The organism is Winogradskyella sp., from assembly GCF_965228925.1.
Lineage (GTDB): Bacteria > Bacteroidota > Bacteroidia > Flavobacteriales > Flavobacteriaceae > Winogradskyella.
On sequence record NZ_OZ245845.1, the window covers coordinates 4,645,295 to 4,665,386 of the forward strand.

Sequence of the window (20,092 nt, forward strand, 5' to 3'; positions counted from 1 at the left end):
TCAAAGGGGTATATTTAAGGTCATCACTGTGCCTTTATTAAGCTCGCTATCTAAAATCAACTGCGCTCCAATAATCTTAGCGCGCTCAAACAAGGTCTTTAAGCCTAAACTTAGTGATTTATTTTTGCTTTCAATGTTAAATCCCTTACCATTATCACTTACTAATATATTAATACCATGTGCTGCTTTCTTTATTTCCATCTTCACCGCTTTAGCATCAGCATGCTTAATCACATTACTTAAGGCTTCCTGAATAATGCGATACAAGTGCAGTTCTGACGCTTTAGATAATATATCATCGATATTATCAATGTCTTCGGTAAAAAATACGTTGGTGTTAGCATTGATATTGTAAACCAATGCATTAATGGCCTCAGTTAATCCCAGACGTTCGAGATTCGAAGGGTGTAAACCTCTTGAGATACTACGCACCTCCTCTAAAGATTCCTTTGCCAGCGCATCAGCACTGGCTGTATCGCGCATAATAGATTTGCGCAATAACATGAGTTTTTGACCCACACTATCATGTAATTCACGGGCAAGGCGCGACCGCTCCTTTTCTTGCTCCTGAATCAAATCTTGAGAATAGGACTCTTGCATACGTTGTTTTGTAATTGCAAATCGCCTTGTACGCCAAAGGTAGAGCATTGAAAATAGTGCTAGAAGCCCTAAGCCTCCAAATACCAACCACTGTTGTTTAACTTTATTCTCAGTATCCAATAAGGTAATTTCCGATTCTTGCGATGCTATTTTAGCATCTCGTTTTTCGGTTTCGTATAAGGTTTGATAATAAGAAAATCCATTGGCTTTTTGTACACTTTTTATGGAGTCCTTTATAGTCGCATAACGTTTTAGACAGTCATAGGCCTTTTCCTGTTTACCTAGGCGATTGTAGACTTCGGCTAAAAATTCATTGGCCAAATAAATCCCTTCAAAAAACTTTGTATCCTTCACCAATTGGTAATGCTTTTCACCTAATAAAGCGGCTTCTTTATAATTACCCAAAGCAAATTGGTATTTGGCTAAGGCCATATAATAATCCTGTAGATTTGGGTTGGTATCGCCTTTTAAGAGGGCTTCTAATCGTTGTTTAGCTTGCTTAGCTTTAGCTAACATCCTGTTATCGGAAAAAGCCTGAATTTGAGCTATAGCTAACTCTTTTCGGTAATACTCCGACAGTCGATTGGCATAGACTTGAGCCGAATCTAAATTGCGAAGTTGTTCTGTCTGATTACCCTGTAAGAGTTCATCAAAGGCCTGGTCAAAAAACGCAATATAGACTAATGAGTTATTTTCAATTTTTTTTGCAAAATCGACCAATTCCCTTCGTATAGTTTTGGCCTCTTGATGCAAGCCATTCTGTGAATACAATATAGCAAGACTTCGTTTTACATAAGAGGCGTTGTCCGGATCGAACTTTTCATATAAATCTATGGTTTCCTGAAACTCGGTCGCCGCATTTTGAAAATCGCCCATCATGGCATAGACATGACCTATATCCTCCTTAACATTGACGATTACTGTACTATCATTCGCTTTTATACCAAATTCATAAGCTGTTTTTAAGTGGGTCATTGCTTCATTAAACCGTCCTGATACGATATACGTACTGGCCCCTTCATAATAAAAGTTCCCTAATTCGGTGAAGTGTTCATTATTTGTAAATCGGGCTCTTAACTCATTGAATGCTTCTCTGCCTTGTTTGAGCTCGCCTCTTTCACTAACGAAATGGTTAACCAACTTCATCGCATGAAATATGGCCAGTCTCATAGAGTCTATTTCTATGGCATAATCTATAGTTTCTCTGGCAATAGAATCATATTTAAATGCTTTCTTTCTCCATGTTATTTTACTTAGACTGTCTAATAGTGTAAGTTTTTCAACACCGTCTGTCGCTGAGATTTCGTTTTTAAGCTTACCGACCTTAAGGCCAAGATCATCCTGAGCAAACGCAGCACATACATTGAGTAGCAGTATATATATAACCATCTTTTTCATAAGGCATTCAGGGGTATATCTAGACTAATTTGTGTGCCCTTACTAGAGCCACTATCCAAATTTAGTTGGGCTCCAATCATCTTAGCGCGTTCGAATAAAGTTTTTAAACCTAAACTCATGGTTTTATATTTCGCTTCGAAATCAAAGCCTCTCCCATTGTCACTGACCAATACATTAATCTTATCATCTACTTTCTTAACTCGCATTTTCACCGCTTTAGCTTCGGCGTGTTTTACAATATTGCTCAAGGCTTCTTGAATAATTCTGTATACATGCAATTCTGAGGATTTGGACAGAATATTATCAATATTGTCAATGTCTTCGGTAAAAAATAAATCGGTACTGGCGTTAATATTATAAACTAAAGCATTAATAGACTGGGTTAAGCCCAAACGCTCCAGATTTGAAGGGTGTAAACCCCTTGAAATGCTACGCACTTCTTCTAAGGTGTCTTTTGCCAGGGATTCTGCACTATAATTATCCCCTTTTTTAGTTGTTTTACTCAACAACATCAATTTTTGGCCAACACTATCATGTAATTCCCTAGCTAGACGCGAACGTTCCTTTTCTTGTTCTAGAATGAGGTTATGTGCAAAGGCCTCCTGCATCTTTTGCTTGGTCACTGCAAATCGCTTCGAACGCATAAGGTATAGCACTAAAAAAAGCACCAGAAGTCCTATGCCTCCGAATAGCATCCATTGTTGTTTGACTTTATTTTTTTGATCTAGAACGGTAATCTCATTGTCTTGAGCAGCGATTTTAGCATCCCGTTTTTCGGTTTCATACAAGGTTTGGTAGTAAGATAGCGCATTTGCTTTTTGTATGTTATTTACAGAATCTTTAAGCGCTATAAATTTTGTATTGTAGACATAGGCATTTTCAAGATCGCCTAAGCGCTTGTATATTTTTCCCAATCTTTCATAGGCTTCAAAAATACCTTCGACGTCATTGATATCTTGCAATAGTTCTAAAGCCTTTTGCGCTTCGACCAAAGCCTTTTCGGGTTGACCCTTAGCTTCATAATAAGCAGCGAGGGCTACCCTGTAAAAATCTTCATAGGGAATGGCATCGCTTTGCGTATACAAGGTATGGGCTTTATCATAATAGACCTTTGCTTTAGTTAAGCTGTCCGTTTCGGCGTAGGCTCGCAAGAGTTCGAATACAATAATCGGTTTTAGCGGGAATCCCTCGTCTGATTTTAAGCCATCCCTATAGGCGTTTTTTAAATTGGCGATGCGCGCTACTTGATCACCTGTTTTATAGGCATCAATTGATGCATTGTGAAAATAGGACGGTAAGCCAAGATAATCCTTCTGCAATGATGCCAGTTTTATTACCTCATCGCGCTCTTTTTTTGCTGCTTCGATGAAACCCATTTTACTGTACAATATGGACAAACTACACCTTGCTCCCGTTAAATAGAAGGTATCTTTGTACCTTGTAAATAATTTAGCGGTCTGAGCGAGTAATTTAGAGCTCTCCACATAATTACCCTTATCTAAAATCGCTCTTGCTTTGGACGATCGGGCTATAGCATATTCGATGCTATCATTGGCCGCTAAAGCAAATTGTTCTGCCTTTTCATAAAACGAAATGGATTCTTGTAATTTTCCCGAATAAAATTGAAGATCCCCAGTGTACCTATTCAATAAACACAGTAATTCATTATCTATTGAGTTGTCAATTAGATGTTTGAATTTATCATAAACAACAATACCCTTTTCAGGGAATTGCGATACATTGCCATGGTAAAAAATAAGATCTGCAAAATGCTGTACGGCCATTCTTATAGAATCTTGGTCCATGGCCTTGGTAATGGTTACCTGAGCAATGGAGTCGTACTGAAACTCTGGCTTGTCCATCACCAAGCGCGTTAAACTATCTAGCAATATCAGTTCTTGTAATTGTTCCGTCTGCCCGATTTGGTTTAGCAACGCATCCACTTTGGGCTTCAGATCGTCCTGTGTATAGCCATATAGCACACTAATTAATCCTAAAAAAACGATAACTCTTTTCATCTTTAGTTAGATTGGAATAGTTAAGGTTAATGTAGTGCCTTTGTTAAATTCACTACTCAAATGCAACCGCGAGTCAATGATTTTGGCGCGTTCGAACAGGGTTTTCAGACCCAGGCTCATGCTTTTATATTTCGATTCAAAATCAAAACCTTTTCCATTATCGCTAAGCACGACGTTAATGCCTTTAGCTCCTTTCTTCACTTCCATCTTCACCGCTTTCGCCTCGGCATGTTTTACAATATTACTCAGGGACTCCTGAATAATGCGATAGACATGTAATTCCGCATCTTTAGACAGCACATTGTCAATATTATCTATGTCCTCCGTAAAAAACAATTCCGTATTGGCGTTAATATCATAGATCAAGGCATTGATAGCCTCGGTCAATCCTAATCGCTCAAGATTTGACGGGTGCAAACCTCTTGAGATAGCACGTACCTCCGCTAAGGAATCTTTTGCTAAAGCTTCAACATTAGTATCACCTCTGGCTTTAGTGGATTTACTCAGCAACATGAGTTTTTGACCTACACTATCGTGTAATTCTCGTGCCAAACGCGAACGTTCGCGCTCCTGTTCCTGTATAAGGTTCTGAGAAAAAGATTCTTGCATTTTTTGCTTGGTCACGGCAAATCGCTTCGTACGGACTAAGTAGATTATGGAAAATAAGGCTAAAAGCCCTAATCCACCAAATACAATCCACTGTCTTTTGACTTTATTTTTCTCATCTAATATAGATATCTCAGATTCTTGAGAAGCGATTTTGGCATCGCGCTTCTCCGTTTCATATAAGGTTTGGTAGTAAGACAGCGCCCTCGCTTTTTGCACGCTCTCAATGGAGTCCTTAATTTTGGTGTAAACCTTTAGATGTTTTAGGGCTTGTGGTTGGTTTTTCTTAGCCTCGTAGATGCCGTACAACAATTCGTGTACTTCCATGATTACTTCATAATCCTTAGTTCCCTGTCGCATGTCGAGGAGCGCTTTAGCTTTGGCCTCGGCTTTGGACAAATCTCCTTCTGCTAGTAAAAGCTGAGTCTCAGCTTCAATATAAAGATCTTTGAGACCATAATTTTCCGGATCCCTATCTAAAAATGCTTTCAATTTATGTATATATAATCTTGCTTTATCCAAACTATCGGTCGCCGTATAGTCGAGTGCCAAAGCCTGAAAACTGTAAGGTGCGAAAAAATCAAATTCTGGATGAAGGTCTATGACAGCCAACTTTCGCTTATTGCATGCAATGCTTTTTTTATAGGCACCCTGGACGGCATAATCGTAGGCCATATTTCCTAGATTGGCTAGGTAGGCGCCGTAGTCTTTCACCCCAAAGGATAAGGAGTCAATGGCCAAGTATTCCTTTTCAGCTTCATCATAAAACCTATTTTGGCTATAGAGGATGGATAGGCCAATCCTTAGCTTGAGAATATTTTCGTTATCTCCTCTATTCATAAATACCGAAAGTGCTTTTTGGTATTCTTGGGAGGCCGATGCAAATTCCCCCATAAGCGATAGTGCATAGGCCTTGTATCCCTTAACTTTGGCATACTGGATCGAATCCTTAGCCCCTAGAAAAAGCTTTTCAGCCGCTTCATAATAGTGAATAGACTCGGCTTCTAGACCCGATTCTAAAAAACTATCCGCTCCTCCACTATATAAGACGGCCAACGTCGATTTATCGGTAATTTCCCAATTCTTATTTAAAGTAGCCTTAAATAGTTTTAGGCCTTCTTCAGAATTTCCTTTGAGGTTCACTAAAACGAAAATAAGTTCTCCGGTCAGCTTTGCAGCCCTATTATAATCCTGTTGTTTAATAGCTAAATCGATGGTGGCCCTAATTATGGAATCGTATTTAAATTCCGGCTTTGAATGGTAACCGATCAGCTGCACTAAACTATCCATTAATTGTAGCTTTTCGCCATCATTTACGTTAGAAATTTTCGCCTTTAACGCATCAACTTTTACTTGCAAATCTTCCTGAGTGAAAACACAAGTTGAAACGATTAATCCCAAAAAAAGAAGCAGTTTTTTCATCATAGACTAAATCGGAATATTTAATATCATTGTGGTGCCCTTATAGTCATTGCTGTCTATATTGATCTGTCCTCCAATAATTTTAGTGCGTTCAAGCAAGGTTTTTAATCCTAAACTCATATGCCTATATTTTGCTCTAAAATCAAAGCCTTTGCCATTATCACTTACGACTATATTAATCTTGCCATCTGTTTTCTTCACTGCCATTTTCACCGCCTTTGCTTCTGAATGTTTTACGATATTGCTCAATACTTCTTGAAGAATACGGTATAAATGCAATTCGGAAGCCTTGGAAAGGATATTATCAATATTGTCGATATCTTCGGTAAAAAACAATTCGGTATTGGCATTAATATTATACACTAAGGCATTAATAGATTCGGTTAAGCCCAAACGTTCTAAATTTGAAGGATGCAAGCCTCTAGAAATTGTTCTTACTTCCTCTAATGTATCTTTAGCCAGAACCTCAGCGTTATTATTTCCACTGTTCCTTGTCGTTTTGCTCAGCAACATCAATTTTTGGCCCACACTATCGTGTAATTCTCTAGCTAATCGCAAGCGCTCTTCTTCCTGACCATTAATAAGGTCTCGTGAAAATTGTTCTTGTAGTGATTTCTTAGCCATTGCAAAACGACGCGCTCGGATTAAATAGATAAAAGAAAATACAGCCAATAAACCAATGCCTCCAATAACCAGCCATTGTTGCTTCACCTTGTTTTGGGCATCTAAAACGGTAATCTCAGATTCTTGCGAGGCGATTTTAGCATCACGCTTCTCCGTTTCATATAAGGTTTGATAATACGACAAGGCATTGGAACGCTTAAGACTTAATAAGGAGTCATTGAGTATTGTAGCCTTTTTGTAATGGTACAAGGCTAATTTGGATTGTCCGGTGGCTTCAAAAATATCATACAACAGGTCGTGGGCACTTTTAATATTTTCAACGGTGTTATTTTGTATTTGAAAATCGAAGTGTTTCTGAGCAAATTCCAATGCTTTTGCATAATCCTTTTTAGCAAAATAATAATACCCCAGACTTTTGTGATATGCATCTTCGAAGTACCCGGTTCGATAGCGTTCAGGAGCTGATTGAATCTCAACATGTGTTTCTTCTGCCTTATCCAAATAATTTGCTTTCGAATATTCCTGAAGTAACTTAATGAGTATTTGCGGCTCGTACCTGCCCTTAACTTCTTCAGAATTGCGGGCATAGATCAGTGCTAACTTTAAATTATCTAATGTTTGCTCTGTGTGTTCATTAAAACTATCATCTATGGCCGCATTGAGTAATGCGGATATCAACCCTGATTCGTAATTCACTTTTTTGGCCAATTCAATAACCTCGTCTCGCTCCGTCTTTGCTTCTTCATAAAACCCATTCATGCTGTATAAATCGGCTCTGGAACTCTTGGTATTCACCAATCGAATCGTATCTTTTGTCTTTAAATAAAGGGCTTCCACTTCCTGTAACATTCTAGAAGCCTCTGCTAACTTACCACTGCGGATATAGGCATCTGCTATGTATTTTTTTGATGTTCCATAGAGTATAGAATCCCCTTGTTTAAGGGCATAGGTGGCAGCTACATCATAAAGTTCAATAGCCTTTACTGCGTCTTCGGAGAAATAATACGCATCCCCAGCGTTAAGATAAAATCGGGCCAATAGCCCATTATTTTGAACCGGTAACTTCAGTCCATCGAAATACTCAAAGAAGGCTTTCCCATCCTTTGGCCTACCCAATCTATTGGCATACGACCATATTAATCGTGCCGCTTGCCGATTAGCGATATTAAAGGAATCTAATTCTACGGCGTAAGTGATGGTGGCCTTTACGATAGAGTCGTATTGAAATTCTAGTTTATCCCTAGTAAGCCAACACAGGCTATCTAAAAGCTCTAATTTTGCACCTCCATTTGAAACCTTTACTTTTTCCTTTAAATTATGAACCGCGGATTCGAGTGATGCATCCTGACCTCTACTGAAATTGCTTATCAATAGAAAACATAGCATTAATACTATTAGGGGTTTCTTTTTTTCCATAGCATTTTTTGGTTCTTTAAAAGAGACCACTCATTCTGGACTATACAAAAATAAGATATACTGAGCTTTGACCTATACGTACCGGCTCGTATTTTATACGTAGTGATACTTACCTAAAGATTAAAAAGATTTTAAATCTTCTTTAGTTCGCAAAACGTTTAAAGTGTCCTAAATAAAAAACCCCCTTAATTTCTTAAGGAGGTTTCGTTGCACTACTGTTTGTTTACCTTACCCCTTTAAGCAAACAGTATAGTGCTTTTTCGCTATTAATCAATATTGAACGATATAATTCAGAACTGCGTTCTCTCTAGGTGGATTCCTGAATTATTTTTTTAAATTTATTATCAGTTTTCATTTGCATTTTTTTGCATTTAACAGGAAGTTTTTTAATCAAAAGGATTGCCCCCAGGATCAGGAGGAGATGACGATTGCGCCAAATTAGGCGTAAGTACAATGTAAGTCCCTATGGCCGTCAATACCGCATATCTTCCCATTTTGCTTAGGGCTTCTTTACGACCGATATGATTTTCTCCTCTCATGTTTAGCCCACATTAATCAATGATTACCTTTTGTGTATATGTTGCTGTACTGTGCAACAATTCTATGATGTATACTCCTGTCTGTAGATTGGATGTATCCAAAGTGTTATAATTACGGTCTACTTCGATCGCCTTACTCAGTACAATCCTACCGTTAATATCGTATAATTTGGCCTTTGTGTGCTGGTTAATGGCTCCCCTGATGACCAATTGATCAACATCACTCAACGTATATATCTGAAGGTGGTTTAAATCGGTTTCCGGATTCCCCAAGATCTGTTGGTTAAGCCCTATATAAAATCGTCCCGTACCGATTAAATCCTCTATGGGAGTGATTACAAAATCTTCTGTATTTAAATGGGTCGCCGTGTTTTCTTGGGTATCCAAAAGGTAAACATCGACATCCTGCCCTAAGCTTGAGCTGGCTATACTTATCCTTAACTGTTCCCCTGCACCGGTGTTGATCCCTAAAGGAATTATAGCATCCGCTAAGCGATCCTCCAATAAGGATTGAATGGCCAAGTCTACACCTTGGTTAGCTTCCAATAAATGTGAATATATCGCAAAATCACCTGCCGTATTGCCAAAGACCGCAGCGTCATAGCCCGGGTCTAGACCATCCGTTGAACTCGTATTGAAATAAAAATCCGTGTGTGCGCTATCATTGGTCGTGTTCAATTGTAATCTCAAATGTTGGTTGGTATTGGTGTTTCTCCCCGAAATAAAATCGTCACCACTACCATGTCGTCTCATGCTCGGTGTAAAGGCTATGGAACCATTGGCCTCTACGGCTACAAAAAAGCCCTGTCCCGGAGCGATTACTGTATTGGCATCCGTGGTGTTCAAATTATAGATCACCCAACCGTCCGAGGCATCACCGTCATAACCATAGATCCCTACGTTGGTCTCGTCCAATAGGGCCGCATTGGTCGCATTGTTCAGAAAATCCTGTACATTGAGATAACTCGGATAGGGATTACCGATCAGGTTCCATGCACTAAAACTCGGACCTGAATCTACGACCGGTATGTTCACATCAGACTGGTTGATACCTCCACTAAAGCTCAAGGTACTATTATCGGTTGTTGCTGCTCTATACCCTAAGCCTGCTGTTAATGCTACCGTTTCGGTATTGGCATAGGTCATGTAGGATGCCGAGGCTTTGTCAAAAGGTCCGAACAGGTATAAAGTATTTCCGGCATTGGAAACGATATTGCTGTTCGAAGCCAAGAGGTTGTCGAAGGTCTCACCCGAGACCGGCGGTGAGATCAGGTCGTTGCCACCTGATGACGCTGTTTGGTTCACATGGCGCCTGTAAGTGGCCGTCCCGGTTAAGGTACCGTCCAAGATCACACTCGAATAACTGGTCGATGTGGATTCCAATACCATTCCTGAGGCTGTCGTAAGGGTAACACCGCTATTTACAGTGAGACCGGCACCGGCACTGATGTTAATGTTGTCACAATCCGTATTGGATGATAGCGTCGCATTGCCGGCAACAATATTGATATTATCGGAAGCCGTGGATACCCCATTAGGGTCTGATGGGGACCATGTGTTATTATATGTGTAAGCAGTACTCAATGTGGCAGCTGAACAATCATAAGTGTCATTAGTGATTTGAGTCCCTGGATTATTGGTACAATCTGCAATACCGGTACCACCACAGGCCGTAATGAACTGGTCTTGAAACACCCCATCACTAAAGAAGCAGATACCGGGGGCCACGTTCGCATCGACATAGCGCATTTTAATATGTAGTAAGACTTTTGGAATAGAGGTGATCTGTATAACAGGTGCTGTTTCCAACCCTGCCAAAGCGATATTCTGTTGAAAGGATAGGGACACTCTTGAGCTGGTATTATCGTTCTGAACAAAATCTTTATAGGCCGGTGAAAACATACCAAAGCTAAAACCCAGAATCGATCCATCGGGTTGGCTGTACTCCATATTACTATTGGCCGAAATGTACTCCCCAAAAGCAGTTATATTGTAATCTAAGTATAATTGCCCTGAGCCAACATAAAAGTCTGTTGTGCTCTCTATCATGATATCGGCTTCGTAGTAGTCATCAACGCCATCATTCGTAATCTCTGCATTGGCGAAGGTCAACGTAATATCCTGGCTACGGATAACATTAGTCCAAAGTATCGCCAGAATTAAAACATATTTAAGTGCTTTCATTGTATATATCATATTAGGTTAAGTTTAATTGCTCTTTTTAATCATAGACTTGCATAGTGACATCCTGTTGATGATAGCTTCAGTGCCCACGACCGTGAGCACTGAAGTATCTGCTATTAATCCAGCCCCATAGGCTGTGATGTTACTCGTATCGGAATACACAAAAAAGAGGCACCAATTATAGAAATTACAGAAGTTCACCATAAGGGGTATTAAAAAGTTACTTCACAAAGCTATAACCACTGTATGGCTCATTAAATACTTAAGAATACCTATTATATAAGTAGTATTACTTATTTAACAGGTCTTAGTTGGCTATAAATGAGAAACCGCTTTATCAATATTGATAAAGCGGTTGTCAAGGTTATCGGATACTTACCCCATAATATATTTCCAATAGCCTTTTTTCAATACCACTTAATCTTACCTAACTTAAACAAAGGGATTACTCGGATTTTTTAATCAATTGTTTAATTACTGTAGCGCTGCCACTGGTAATCTTTACAAGGTATACGCCATCACGATAAGCCCTCATGTCTATGGGGCTCTCATCATTACGCGGCTGCTCTACGATTAACCTACCGCTGACGTCGTAAATCCGTATTTGGCTCATCGTGCCCAGTCCCTTGATCCTAAAGCTCGTGCCTACCGGGTTAGGGTATAATAGAATTTGATCGGTCTCAAAACTTGCGATGCTTAAGGTACCTACGCCCGCTTCTGAACAGTCATAGGTATCGTCAGTGATCTGTACACCTGGTGTGTTGGTACAATCTGCCGTGGCCGCACCACCACAGGCCGTAAAGAACTGGTCCTGAAAAATACCATCGCTGTAGAAACACATCCCTGCATCTTCACTAACATCCGTATAGCGGATCTTGATATGGAACAACACCTTTGGTGTCGAAGTGATCTGCAGCTCCGGTGCCGTCTCCAGTCCGGTTAGGCCAACGTTTTGCTGAAAGGACAGTGATACCCTTGAAACGATGTTGTCGTTCTCTATAAAATCCCTGTAGGCCGGTGAAAAGGCCCCAAAGCTATAACCCAGTATGGACCCATCGGGTTGGCTGTACTCTATGTTCCCATTGGCGGATATATTCTCGCCAAAGGCCGCTGTAGCATAGTCCAGGTACACCTGGCCAGAGCCCACGTAAAAGTCCGTTGTGCCCGATATCACAATATCGGCTTCGTAGTAGTCATCAACGCCATCATTGGTGATCTGTGCATCGGCAAAGGCCAAGGTCACATCGGTCGATAACTGCTCTGTGGGGACACTAGGCCTACCAAACTGCTCTCCCCGTCCAATGTTGGGACTGATCAGTACATTCACATCCGTGTTCTGGATTTGTGTATTGAGATCCATATCGGCATCCTCATAGCCCGCACCACCAATGAGTTGTACTACCACATAGGCATCCGTGTTCTGGATCTGCGCATTGGCATCATAGTCGCCCGTGTACATCCCGTAACTGCCATTAGCCAACAGCACTACAGAACTGCTGCCCCCTTCGACCATGGAAGGATCTGAGGACAGATCAACTTCGGTCACGGTACCGCTCAAGCTTACTGCCGTACTGCTCATAATCCCCACATGGTTGCGGTGGTTAACCACTACATAATAGGCATCGGCCGGTACATAGAAATTTAGTGGTACGGCCAAACTTATATCCATAGGGTCCACAATATTACCGTTTCGCGTCAACATGCCAGACTGCCCTGCTATGACCACTGAAGGGTCATCCTTATCTCGCAGTTCTACCCAGACCCAATCTACGAAGGCACCAGGACCTGAATAACTAAAAAACCCGGGTAGATCATCTGGTGCAGCAGCATCCCCATATGGGGATATCATGACTTCACTTGTGTTAGTGACACGAAAATCATCGCGCATCAAAGTCTCCTCGCCTGCATTTGGATTTACAGCCGCCCCTTGTAAATACACTTTTGGGGCTACAAAAATATCGGTAGGACAACTTGAATCAAGACCACCATCTGTAATGCTCCAGCCATAGCTATCTATTAATTCTTGTCGCTGTGTTTGAGACAAACAATAGTTACTGTTTCCTCCTTTAAAGGTGATTCCAGAGGGTATATCATCAATTCCATCGTTGGGAAGTCCGCTACTATCATTGTTCCATCCTATTAAAGTACTATCGTAGTTGGCTGTCGATAATCCAGTATTAAAAAACATATCCTCAGCATTTGTCAAACTGGAAATATCCCAATCTCCTAAATCCTGATCAAAATTAACAGAGCGATCAAACATACGTTCCATTGTGGATACATTGGACACGTCCCAATTATTCAAAGGCTGATTAAAAACAGCTCGACTAAACATATACGCCATATTAGATACGTTAGACACATTCCAAGCATTTAAGGGCTGATTAAAATTAGTATCATTTAAAAACATATATTCCATATTAGATACGTTAGACACATTCCAATTGCTCAAAGGTTGATTAAAAGGAGTAGTACCTGCAAACATCCAAGACATGTCTATCACGTTTGTCACATCCCAATTATTAATACTTGCATCCCCAATTAAAGATTTGCAGTGAAAGAACATACTGTTCATACTTATCACTTGAGAAAGGTCTGGAATATCCGTTGCGGTGACGTCCATAAATCTGCAGCCCGTAAAAGCATTTGCCATAGATTGCCATTGTATGGTCCCCCATTGTTCAACACTTCGAATTCTTAGTGAATTTTCAGCCGGAGGTGAAACCGCATCATTAAAATAGATGGCTGGAAACTCTCCGAAGATCCTTACCCTGTACGTCCCTGCTGTTGTATAACTGTGCGTGGCATCGCCATTAACATTCCAATCAATATGACCATCCCCCCAATCTATATCATAATTATAGGTGTATATGGCGTTGGTAGGAACAGTAATACTTTCGTTATCAGTAGATGTCACCCATTCGGTAACAAAAGCATCGCTATCATTAGGACAGTCGGCATCTATACCACCATCGGTAATGCTCCAGCCATAGGTATCTATTAATTCTTGTCGCTGTGTTTGAGACAAACAATAGTGACTGTTTCCCCCATTAAAGGTGATACCGGATGGAACTTGTGTTTCACTTGCATCAAGCGTCGCCCACCCTACTAATGTACTATCATAGTTTTCTGTTGATAAACCCGCATTGCTAAACATGCCATCTGCCCTGGTTAAACTGGAAATATCCCAACGCCCTAAATTCTGGTCAAAATCCGTTGCGTTATAGAACATCCATGCCATGTCGCTTACATTGCTAACATCCCAACCGCTCAGATCTTGATTAAAACTAGTAGCGTCATCGAACATCCATCCCATGTCGATTACATTGCCAACATCCCAACCGCTCAGATCTTGATTAAAACTAATAGCGTCACTGAACATCCAATTCATGTAGAGTACATTGCCAACATCCCAACCGCTCAGATCTTGATTGAAGAGGCTTGCCCCAATGAACATATACGCCATACTCTCAACCGCCGTTACATTCCAGTTGCTAATGTCTTGATTAAAGTTAATGGCTCCTGCAAACATGACTTCCATAGTTTCTACATTGGAGACGTCCCAAGCATTGAAGCTCGAATTGCCCACTAAGCTTACACAAGATGTCAGCATGTTATAGGCATTGGTCACCTGAGACAGATCCGGAACATCGGTAGCGGTAATATCCATTTCCCCGCAACCCTTAAATGCCGACTCCATACTGGCCCAGGCTATACTTCCCCATTGTGTAATTTCTCGAATCTTAAAACGATCGCCATCATTGTTGAAATAGATTCTTGGGAAATCACCAACAATAGACACGGTATAGGTCCCTGCCGTGGCATATTGGTGTGTTGCATCACCCGTAAAACCAGTATCAATTGTGCCATCCCCCCAACTTACATTGTAGTTGTATCCTGAACCCGTTGTTGGGATGGTGATACTTTCGTTATCCGAAGTGGTTTCCCAAACGGTTACAAAACTATCAGAATTGAAACAAACCGAAAGTTTTCCTCCATCCGAGATGGTCCATCCATAGGTATCTATTAATTCTTGTCGCTGTGTTTGGGATAAACAATAGTGGCTGTTTCCTCCATCAAAAGTGATGCTTGAAGGTATTTGCGTTTCGCCAGCACCCGCATCTAAGGTCACCCAACCAATTAAGGTGTTATCATAGTTTTCTGTTGATAAACCCGCATTGAGAAACATACCATCTGCCTCGGCTAAACTGGAAATATCCCAACTCCCTAAATCCTGGTCAAAACTGAGGGTCCCATCGAACATCCATCTCATGTCGCTTACATTGCCAACATCCCAATTGTTTAGAGGTTGATTAAAGTTCGTGGCTCCTGCAAACATTCCTTGCATAGTTTCTACATTGGTGACGTCCCAAGCATTGAAGCTCGAATTGCCCACTAAGCCTACACAAGATGCCAGCATATTATAGACATTCGTCACCTGAGACAGATCCGGAAGATCGGTAGCGGTAATATCCAAATGCTCGCAACCCATAAATGCCGACGCCATACTAGCCCAGGCTATACTTCCCCATTGCGTAACTTCTCGAATCTTTAAACGGTCTCCACCATTGTTGAAATAGATTCTTGGGAAATTACCAACAATAGACACGGTATAGGTCCCTGCTGTAGCATATTGATGCGTGGCATCACCTGTAAAACCTGTATCAATTGTGCCATCCCCCCAGCTTACATTGTAGCTGTATCCTGAACCCGTTGTTGGGATGGTGATACTTTCGTTATCCGAAGTGGTCTCCCAAACGGTTACAAAACTATCAGAATTGAAACAAACCGAAGGTTTTCCACCATCCGAGATGTTCCATCCATAGGTATCCATTAATTCTTGTCGCTGTGTTTGGGATAAACAATACTGACTGCTTCCTCCATCAAAAGTGATGCTTGAAGGTATTTGCGTTTCGCCAGCAACCGCATCTAAGGTCGCCCAAGCAATTAAGGTGTTGTCATAGTTTTCTGTAGACAAACCCGCATTGATAAACATGCCATCTGCCTCGGTTAAACTGGAAATATCCCAACTCCCTAAATCCTGGTCAAAACCAATGGCCCCATCGAACATCCATCTCATGTCGCCTACATTGCCAACATCCCAATTGTTTAGAGGTTGATTAAAACTAGTAGCGCCACTGAACATCTCTCGCATGGAAGTGACATTCCCCACATTCCAATTACTTAATGGTTGATTAAAGCTTTGAGCACCTTCGAACATCCATCTCATGTCGTCTACATTGCTAACATCCCAACTGCTCAGATCTTGATTGAAATTTGTGGCTTCAGAAAACATTTCGTTCATGCTTTCTACATACGAGACATTCCAGTTACTAATATCTTGATTAAAGTTCGTGGCTCCCGCAAACATTCCTTGCATAGTTTCTACATTGGAGACGTCCCAAGCATTGAAGCTCGAATCGCCCACTAAGCCTACACAAAATGCCAGCATGTTATAGGCATTCGTCACCTGAGACAGATCCGGAAGATCGGTAGCGGTAATATCCAAATGCTCGCAACCCCTAAATGCCGACGCCATACTGGTCCAGGCCGTACTTCCCCATTGCGTAACTTCTTGAATCTTTAAACGGTCTCCACCATTGTTGAAATAGATTCTTGGGAAATTACCAACAATAGACACGGTATAGGTCCCTGCCGTAGCATATTGGTGTATCGCATCACCCGTAAAACCAGTATCAATTGTGCCATCCCCCCAACTTACATTGTAGCTGTATCCTGAACCCGTTGTTGGGATGGTGATACTTTCGTTATCCGAAGTGGTTTCCCAAGCGGTTACAAAACTGTCAGAATCAAAACAAATCGAAGATTTCCCTCCATCCGAGATGGTCCATCCATAGGTATCTATTAATTCTTGTCGCTGTGTTTGGGACAAACAATAGTGACTGTTTCCTCCATCAAAAGTGATGCTTGAAGGTATTTGCGTTTCGCCAGCAACCGCATCTAAGGTCGCCCAAGCAATCAACGTGTTGTCATAGTTTTCTGTTGATAAACCCGCATTGATAAACATGCCGTCTGCCTCCGCTAAACTGGAAATATCCCAACTCCCTAAATCCTGGTCAAAATCCGTTGCGCCATCGAACATCCGCATCATGTCGACTACATTGCCAACATCCCAACCGCTCAGATCTTGATTAAAACTAGTAGCGCCACTGAACATCTCTCGCATGGAAGTGACATTCCCCACATTCCAATTACTTAATGGTTGATTAAAGCTTTGAGCACCTTCGAACATCCATCTCATGTCGTCTACATTGCTAACATCCCAACTGCTCAGATCTTGATTGAAATTTGTGGCTTCAGAAAACATTTCGTTCATGCTTTCTACATACGAGACATTCCAGTTACTAATATCTTGATTAAAGTTCGTGGCTCCTGCAAACATTCCTTGCATAGTTTCTACATTGGAGACGTCCCAAGCATTGAAGCTCGAATCGCCCACTAAGCCTACACAAAATGCCAGCATGTTATAGGCATTCGTCACCTGAGACAGATCCGGAAGATCGGTAGCGGTAATATCCAAATGCTCGCAACCTGTAAATGCCGACTCCATACTGGTCCAGGCCGTACTTCCCCATTGCGTAACTCCTCGAATCTTAAAGCGATCACCACCATTGTTGAAATAGATTCTTGGGAAATCACCAACAATAGACACGGTATAGGTCCCTGCCGTAGCATATTGGTGTATCGCATCACCCGTAAAACCAGTATCAATTGTGCCATCCCCCCAACTTATATTGTAGCTGTATCCTGAACCCGTTGTTGGGATGGTGATACTTTCGTTATCCGAAGTGGTTTCCCAAACGGTTACAAAACTGTCAGAATCAAAACAAACCGGAGATTTCCCTCCATCCGAGATGGTCCACCCATAGGTATCCATTAATTCTTGTCGCTGTGTTTGGGATAAACAATAGTGACTGCTTCCTCCATCAAAAGTGATGCTTGAAGGTATTTGCGTTTCGCCAGCACCCGCATCTAAGGTCGCCCAAGCAATCAACGTGTTGTCATAGTTTTCTGTTGATAAACCCGCATTGAGAAACATGCCATCTGCCATGGCTAAACTGGAAATATCCCAACTCCCTAAATCCTGGTCAAAATCCGTTGCGCCATCGAACATCCATCTCATGTCGCTTACATTGCTTACATCCCAACCGCTCAGATCTTGATTAAAACTAGTAGCACCACTGAACATCTCTAGCATGGAAGTGACATTCCCCACATTCCACAGGTCTAAGGGTTGATTGAAATTACTAGCCCCTAAAAACATCGATTCCATCCCTTCAACATTTGAAACATCCCATAGATTAAAGGATTCGTTTCCTGTAAGGGATGTACAATAGATAAACATTTTGCGCAGGTCCGTAACATTGGAAAGGTTAGGTATGTCTGTAGCGGTTATATCCAAATTCACACAACCACGAAAAGCTGATGCAAATGAATCCCAAACGCTAGTTCCCCATTGTTGAACCTCTTGAATCTCGAGCATATCATTCGATTTTCCATGGATTAAGAGTCTTGTAAAATCTCCAATAATGGAAACGGTATAGGTACCTGGTAGTCCATATTCGTGTGTGGCTTCATCTGTAACACCAAATTCAATGGTACCATCCCCCCAATCTACAGCGTAGTAGGTTCCAGTTCCTATCAAAATGTTCTCATTGGCCGAAGTGATTTCCCAAGTGGTTATGAATGCATCCGTACAATTTGAGCCACCATCGGTAATCGCCCAGTTGAATCCTGTAGGATCAGTCAAGGTATTTCTTGCGGCTTCCCCTAAACAGTATTGGCTATTACCACCATCGAATGTGACTCCTGTCGGAATTTGAGTTTCGCCAGCATCTAAAGTGGCCCAGCCTATCAATGTCCTATCATAATTTTCGGTAGACAATGCCACATTAGAGAGCATACCTAGCATTGTAGTAGATCGTAAGCTTGAAATATCCCAAGCTCCTAAATCCTGATCAAAACTAGTGGCATTTCTAAACATATCGCGCATAATTTGTACTTGGCTCACATCCCAAATCGAAAGGTCTTGATCGAAACTTGAGGCGCCAAAAAACATGCCATACATAGTGGTCACATTGCCTACATTCCATGATGAAATATTTTGATTGAATTGCGAATTAGCCTGAAACATGCGCTTCATGTCCGATACACTATCAACAGTCCAAGAAGAGATATCTTGATTGAAATTGGATTCCCTGAAGAGCGAAGACATATTCTCAACATGGCTTACATCCCAATGTGAAATATCGGCCCATAGATTGATATCTATATTATTCCCTGCTGCCTGAAACATCCTTTCCATATTGGTGACATTTGATAAATCAGGTGCATCGGTAGCAGAAATAATTAGATTCTCACACCCACGGAAAGCGCTTTCCATAGAATCCCATGCAATGGCGCCCCATTGTTGTATTTCAACGAGCTTTAAACGATTTCCTCCATTATTAAAATAGATGTGTGGAAAATCCCCCAAAACACGGACGGTATAGGTATCTGCAGTAGCATAACTATGCGTAGCATTACCTGTAATACCCGTCGCAATGGTCCCGTCGCCCCAATCTACGACATAATTGTATCCCGTACCTGCTGTGGGTATGCTAATCGTTTCATTATTTGAGGTCGTTTCCCATTGGGTGGTAAAGGATTCCGTTTCATCAATGGTGAGGGTTACCGTAGCCGTGCATTCTGCGGTATTTCCCATAGCATCAACAACGGTAAGCGTAACCGGGTTATCGCCAAGGTCTTCATAGGTGAAGGCTACAGAAGGTTCCCCATTAATCAGAAATTCTGCTATGCCTACATCATCTGTTGAACCGCCGTCAATTTGATCTCCCGTGACCGTCACTCCATTGAGACCAACAGGTACTGCGATGTTTTGACAAATGGCCACTGGATCAACCCCATCGGGTCGTAAGACCACATCGTTGCCGTCGCCACCCACATAACTAATCATACTTTCGAAGTCTCCAAAAACGATTCCAGTGCCCTCGGGAAGGTTATTAAAGGTGCCTATCACAGGATCCGTTCCATCGTTATCGATTAATAGAATTGGAACAAGCCCAAAGGCATCTGTTTCTGTGATTGGACTTAAGGTAGCATTATTCAAAGTCATAGTACCTTGCATCTCAAGCGGGTCGTAATCCGTATCATTTTGAATAATATCACTGGTATCATCGCACTGTGCATGTGTGCGCTGTAACCCAAAAAACAGGCAGCAAACAATAATTAGTGAGTTAATTGAAAGTTTCATACGATTTTAAT

At 41.4% G+C, this 20,092-nt stretch carries 8 protein-coding genes; all 8 read right to left on the reverse strand.

The features are described from left to right. The 8 genes from ACO052_RS19290 to ACO052_RS19325 all read right to left on the reverse strand — a co-directional run bounded on the left by ACO052_RS19290 (nt 1) and on the right by ACO052_RS19325 (nt 20,081). Nucleotides 1-1,989, reverse strand: coding sequence for a tetratricopeptide repeat-containing sensor histidine kinase (locus tag ACO052_RS19290; RefSeq protein WP_422105435.1), 1,989 nt, complete (start codon nt 1,987-1,989; stop codon nt 1-3). 5 nt (nt 1,990-1,994) lie between these two features. Then, nucleotides 1,995-4,016, reverse strand: a complete 2,022-nt coding sequence (locus ACO052_RS19295; RefSeq protein WP_422105436.1) for a tetratricopeptide repeat-containing sensor histidine kinase — start codon at nt 4,014-4,016, stop codon at nt 1,995-1,997. A 6-nt stretch (nt 4,017-4,022) separates the two neighbouring features. Further along, nucleotides 4,023-6,047, reverse strand: a complete 2,025-nt coding sequence (locus tag ACO052_RS19300; protein ID WP_422105437.1) for a tetratricopeptide repeat-containing sensor histidine kinase — start codon at nt 6,045-6,047, stop codon at nt 4,023-4,025. A gap of 3 nt (nt 6,048-6,050) precedes the next feature. Beyond that, nucleotides 6,051-8,084: a tetratricopeptide repeat-containing sensor histidine kinase gene (locus ACO052_RS19305; RefSeq protein ID WP_422105438.1), complete on the reverse strand. Its 2,034-nt coding sequence runs from the start codon at nt 8,082-8,084 to the stop codon at nt 6,051-6,053. A 386-nt stretch (nt 8,085-8,470) separates the two neighbouring features. Then, on the reverse strand, nt 8,471-8,623 hold the full coding sequence (locus ACO052_RS19310) for a hypothetical protein (protein ID WP_422105439.1): 153 nt from the start codon (nt 8,621-8,623) through the stop codon (nt 8,471-8,473). Between the two features lie 12 nt (nt 8,624-8,635). After that, nucleotides 8,636-10,807 carry a T9SS type A sorting domain-containing protein gene (locus ACO052_RS19315; RefSeq protein WP_422105440.1) on the reverse strand — a complete coding sequence of 724 codons (2,172 nt, stop codon included), beginning with the start codon at nt 10,805-10,807 and terminating at the stop codon, nt 8,636-8,638. Between the two features lie 24 nt (nt 10,808-10,831). Then, the gene (locus ACO052_RS19320; protein ID WP_422105441.1) at nt 10,832-11,011 is read right to left on the reverse strand and encodes a hypothetical protein; all 180 of its coding nucleotides are present in this window, start codon (nt 11,009-11,011) and stop codon (nt 10,832-10,834) included. 241 nt (nt 11,012-11,252) lie between these two features. Further along, a complete protein-coding gene (locus ACO052_RS19325) occupies nt 11,253-20,081 on the reverse strand; it encodes a BspA family leucine-rich repeat surface protein (RefSeq protein WP_422105442.1) in 8,829 nt (2,942 codons plus the stop codon). Nucleotides 20,082-20,092 lie beyond the last annotated feature (11 nt).